Below are 3,927 nucleotides of genomic sequence, written 5' to 3'. Positions count from 1 at the left end.
CATTGCTAACCGAACTGGGCATCCAGAACCCGGATGCCATTCCGGTCGCGCCAACCACCCTCGCCTATACGAGCTACCTGTTGGCGACCGCTCAGCGCGGCACCTTCGCCGATGGGTTCGCTGCGGTGCTGCCGTGTTACTGGATTTATGCCAAGGTGGGCGCCGAGCTCGTTAAGCGCGGTTCGCCGGATCCCCGCTACCAGCGCTGGATCGACACCTATGCCGACGACGAATACCAGACCATCGTCGCCGAGGTGCTGGCGCTGGCCGACAACGTCGGCCTGACCCTATGCGCCGCCGACGAGACGCGCGCCCGCGCCCATTTCGCCACCACCGCCCGCTACGAGTGGATGTTCTGGGACGCCGCGTGGCGCCGCGAGGTGTGGCCTGTCTGACGACGTACGACGCGGGCTTGCTGGCTCCCGCATTTCTTACAGAGTTGGTGAAAGGACCGTAAAGAATGGATGACAGGATGCCGACCGTTGGCAGAGACGACGACGGAAATATGATCATAATGACCGACGACGGCTTAGCAGCAACATTTTTGCAGGGAGAATGGCAACCTGGTTTAAAATTCAGTACTCGGACGATAGATGGTATGGAGCACGTGTCGGATCCCCAGGAGGTTCAGCAAATTCTGGAACAAGCATCCGAGGCCTTGCAGCAGTTTGCGGCCAAGCATCAGCACGAGTAGTAGTCGGCACCGAGAGAAACCGTACAACTCTAGAAACACCAGGCAAGCTGTGAGATGACGCAAAGACTCAGCATAGGTCAGATTAGCGACATGCAATTGCCTGATGATTGGGTGAAAGTCGAACAGGACGACCCCGACTTATCCAGCCTCATCCTGTTCACACCCCCAGATGATCAAAGAGCGCAGCTGGGGTTTTATTACCGTGGCATTCCAATCTCGCCCCGATCCGGAGAAAAGTTTCGGAACTTGTTGCAACAAAATTCCGGCGTCCTTTCAGGCGAACAAGTAGACGAACTCCATGAGGTGCTTGGAGATCTGGCCGCGGTGGATGAGTTTGTATTGTCCTCGGTATCGACCTTTGTTTTGAACGGTCGCACAGTTCTTCTGGTAGAAGGAAGCTGGGTATCCACAAAATACGACAGCTATGAATTGTTGATCGATGCCGGTCAAGGTGGTGCTGTCGTCCAGCAAGTCTACTTTGTCGCGCCGTCTGCCCGGTTTGATGCCCTGCTACCGACGATCACAAGCTGCATCGCCACCATTGATTGGGTGACGCTCGGCGACTAGGAGGCTGGATGTGACTCGCTTCAGCATGCCTCATCACATGTGACCGCTGCACTTTCCGCGACGACATCCGGGCCAGTCTTGGCGGCCAGCCACGCGGCACATCAGCGTGCGCTCATTCTGCCCACGACGCTCCAGAGAGTCCGCGACGACCGGTCGCGATGCCTTAGCACCGCAAACGCTCCGCTTCAGTCGTGTTCAAGTCGTCGACGTGCGCCTGGCTGGTCCTACAAGCGGGGGTGTTATCGCCGCCTTCAACCGTCAACGCTGACCGCGACCCGTCAGCGGTTCAGGTGAAGTCGTGTCCGTGATCCGGGTGTTCGTGACTATAGTCGGGGTGCCCTGCATCAGGGTGGTCGAACTCGCTGTAGTGGCTGTCATGCGGGATGTGAAAGTCCTGCGACTCGAAACCCGAAATATCGCCGGGGGACTCATTCCCCGCGTCTTCGGCGGCTAGTTCCTCAGGTGTCGGGGGATGCCCGTCGGGCCAGGCTGTACGGACCGCATCAGAGATCTCGCTGAGCGCCGCTGCGGGCAGGTCGTTGCCAGACTGACCTGCAGCGGGAAAATCGGTTAACAGGTCGCGTAGCTCGTCGTCGAGCAGCGCGGCGTCTGGGTCCGTTTCGGGATCGCCGTAGTTGCTGTGCTCGTTGTAATCAGCCATTTACGTTCTCACCTCCTCGACTTACTCAGGGTTGGCCCAGGTGCGGTGCTGTGCCCCGGCATTGCAGGGTTAGACACAGCCGAGGACGTGTTAGGTTCCAGCAGCAGCGGCTTGAGTTGTTCTTTACCGCGCAGCAGCCGAGTCCTGACGGTACTGAGCTCGGTTCCCGGCCACGCGGCGAAGTCGGCATAGGTTATGGCGGCGTAGAACCAGCCTACTAATGCGTCGCGGTGCACCGGAGTGAGTCGGGCCATCGCGGCTTCGATGTCAAGGTGTGCGACGATACCGTCCTGCGGCCAGGACGAGTGGTTGCGTTCTAACTGGTCAGGGTCCCGGAAAACGGTGGGCGTGCGGGCACGGGTTCTGATCACCGCCGCCATATCGCAGCCCTGAGCGGCCAGGACCAACGTCGGGTCCTCGAGAACGTTACCGACGCGCCTCTCGTTTCCGGCGGACCTATTATTCATGGGTGCCTTCCAGCACGGGAAAACCGCACGGCACGGAGATTCTCGCGCGTTTGCGTCCGAATGCGAGGATACCGCTCGGGCCGGGGTCGCGGCGGTCAACTGATCCCGTGACGGTGTCGGTGCATCTACGGCGGGCCACGTCACGGGCACGCAGTCGGGGCGCCGGGGAACTTTTGTCGCCCGGGCGGTGTCCAACCCCGACGTGGGATGGATTGCACGAACTCCGCCGGGGGCGACTGCACCCCGGCGCAGCGGAAGCCGCACGATGGTGAATCCTGCGCGTGCGCCGGGTTCGTGGCTGCTGGGCGAGGTGGCCGACTTGCTCGATGAGGCGGGCGGGCACCTGGGCCATGACGCTGAACCACAGCTGGCGCAATGGCGTGTGCGATTGGTCGAACCGCTGACCCTAGCCGTGGCCGGGCATCAAAACGCCGGTAAGTCGACACTGGTGAACGCGCTGGTCGGGCAGCGGATTGCGCCGACGGCTGACACCGAGTGCACGAGGGTCATCACCCAGTTCCGGTTCGGGCCCGATCAGGCTCGACTCGTGCCGCGCACGGGCGAGCCGCACCTGTTGTGGCTGAGCGACCGCCATCTGCCCGACGAGTTGCCGGTCAAGTCCGCAGATGTGGCCCACCTCGATGTGTCCTTGGATTTCGAACCTTTGCGCAGTATCACCGTCGTCGACACTCCTGGGCTCTCCGGTGATGAGGGCCTGGCCAGCCTCACCGAGGAGATGCTTGGCCTGGCCGGCCCCGACGAGCAGGCCAGGCTGGGCCTTTCGGGCGGTGTCGATGTGTTGCTGTTTGTGCTCGGTGCGACTCTGCGCGCCACGGAACGCGACGCCCTACGGCGGTTCAGGCGAATCTTCCGAGGACGCTATGACTTTCCCGCCAACGCTCTTGGTGTGCTCAGTCGTGCCGACCAACTTGCCGGCGAGGATGGTCCCTGGGCGGAAGCGCAGGCAAAGGCCGCCGCTCATGCCGCCGAGCTCAAGGATTACGTCGCCGGGGTGCTTCCGGTGATGGGCAAGCTCGCCGAGACCACCGAGAGCGGCTCGTTCAACGAAACTCAGGCGGGCTGGCTGCGCACGATCGCCGCGCTGCCCGCAGCTGTGCGCGAGAACATCTTGGGTGAACCGGCCGATTTCGCTGAATCCGATGTCTTGTCTGACAGCGCGCGAAATACCCTGCTCGATCGGCTTGACTTGTTCGGTATCAAGGTGTTGACGCGGCCCGAAAACGCGAGCAGGTCAGCCGCTTCCATGTACGACACGCTGAGGGATCTGTCGGGCGTCGCCGCGCTGCGGGCCCGAATCAACGTGCTGTACGTGCGGCCGGCCGCGGTCCACAAGACCGCGCGGGTGCTTGCCGGGGTGACAAAGCTCCTCGACGACGCGGATTTGTCCGAATCTGTCAAGGAGCCGCTGGTCAACCGGATCGAAAAAATCCGCCTCAGCGAGGAGATGCACACGCTGGCCGAGCTGAAGGCTTTGGCCGCGCTGTACACCGGTCGCTGCCGGCTGGGCGAGCCGGCCC

General features: G+C 62.1%; 5 protein-coding genes and 1 pseudogene. 4 read left to right on the top strand and 2 right to left on the bottom strand.

Annotation, left to right across the window (positions count from 1 at the left end):
- From WAN02_RS08625 to WAN02_RS08615, 3 genes and pseudogenes are all read left to right on the top strand, one after another.
- Positions 1-395 (top strand): annotated as a pseudogene (locus WAN02_RS08625) (thiaminase II); the annotation flags it as partial.
- Between the two features lie 119 nt (positions 396-514).
- Positions 515-694 carry a hypothetical protein gene (locus WAN02_RS08620; protein ID WP_422263739.1) on the top strand — a complete coding sequence of 60 codons (180 nt, stop codon included), beginning with the start codon at positions 515-517 and terminating at the stop codon, positions 692-694.
- A 90-nt stretch (positions 695-784) separates the two neighbouring features.
- Positions 785-1,261, top strand: coding sequence for a hypothetical protein (locus tag WAN02_RS08615; protein WP_422263738.1), 477 nt, complete (start codon positions 785-787; stop codon positions 1,259-1,261).
- 286 nt (positions 1,262-1,547) lie between these two features.
- On the opposite strand, the gene WAN02_RS08610 is transcribed toward WAN02_RS08615, so the two are convergent.
- Together WAN02_RS08610 and WAN02_RS08605 are read right to left on the bottom strand one after the other, a co-directional pair.
- A complete protein-coding gene (locus WAN02_RS08610; protein ID WP_422263737.1) occupies positions 1,548-1,922 on the bottom strand; it encodes a hypothetical protein in 375 nt (124 codons plus the stop codon).
- 8 nt (positions 1,923-1,930) lie between these two features.
- Complete coding sequence (locus tag WAN02_RS08605) at positions 1,931-2,389, bottom strand: RNA polymerase sigma factor (RefSeq protein ID WP_422263736.1); 459 nt, start codon at positions 2,387-2,389, stop codon at positions 1,931-1,933.
- A gap of 265 nt (positions 2,390-2,654) precedes the next feature.
- Here WAN02_RS08605 and WAN02_RS08600 point away from each other — a divergent pair.
- Positions 2,655-3,927, top strand: a 1,273-nt coding sequence (locus tag WAN02_RS08600; RefSeq protein WP_422263735.1) for a dynamin family protein, incomplete at its 3' end; no start/stop codon positions are given.

It is taken from the genome of Mycobacterium sp., from assembly GCF_049281135.1.
Lineage (GTDB): Bacteria > Actinomycetota > Actinomycetes > Mycobacteriales > Mycobacteriaceae > Mycobacterium.
The sequence above is the reverse complement of the archived record's forward strand: the minus strand, read 5'-3'. Positions and strand labels throughout refer to the sequence as shown.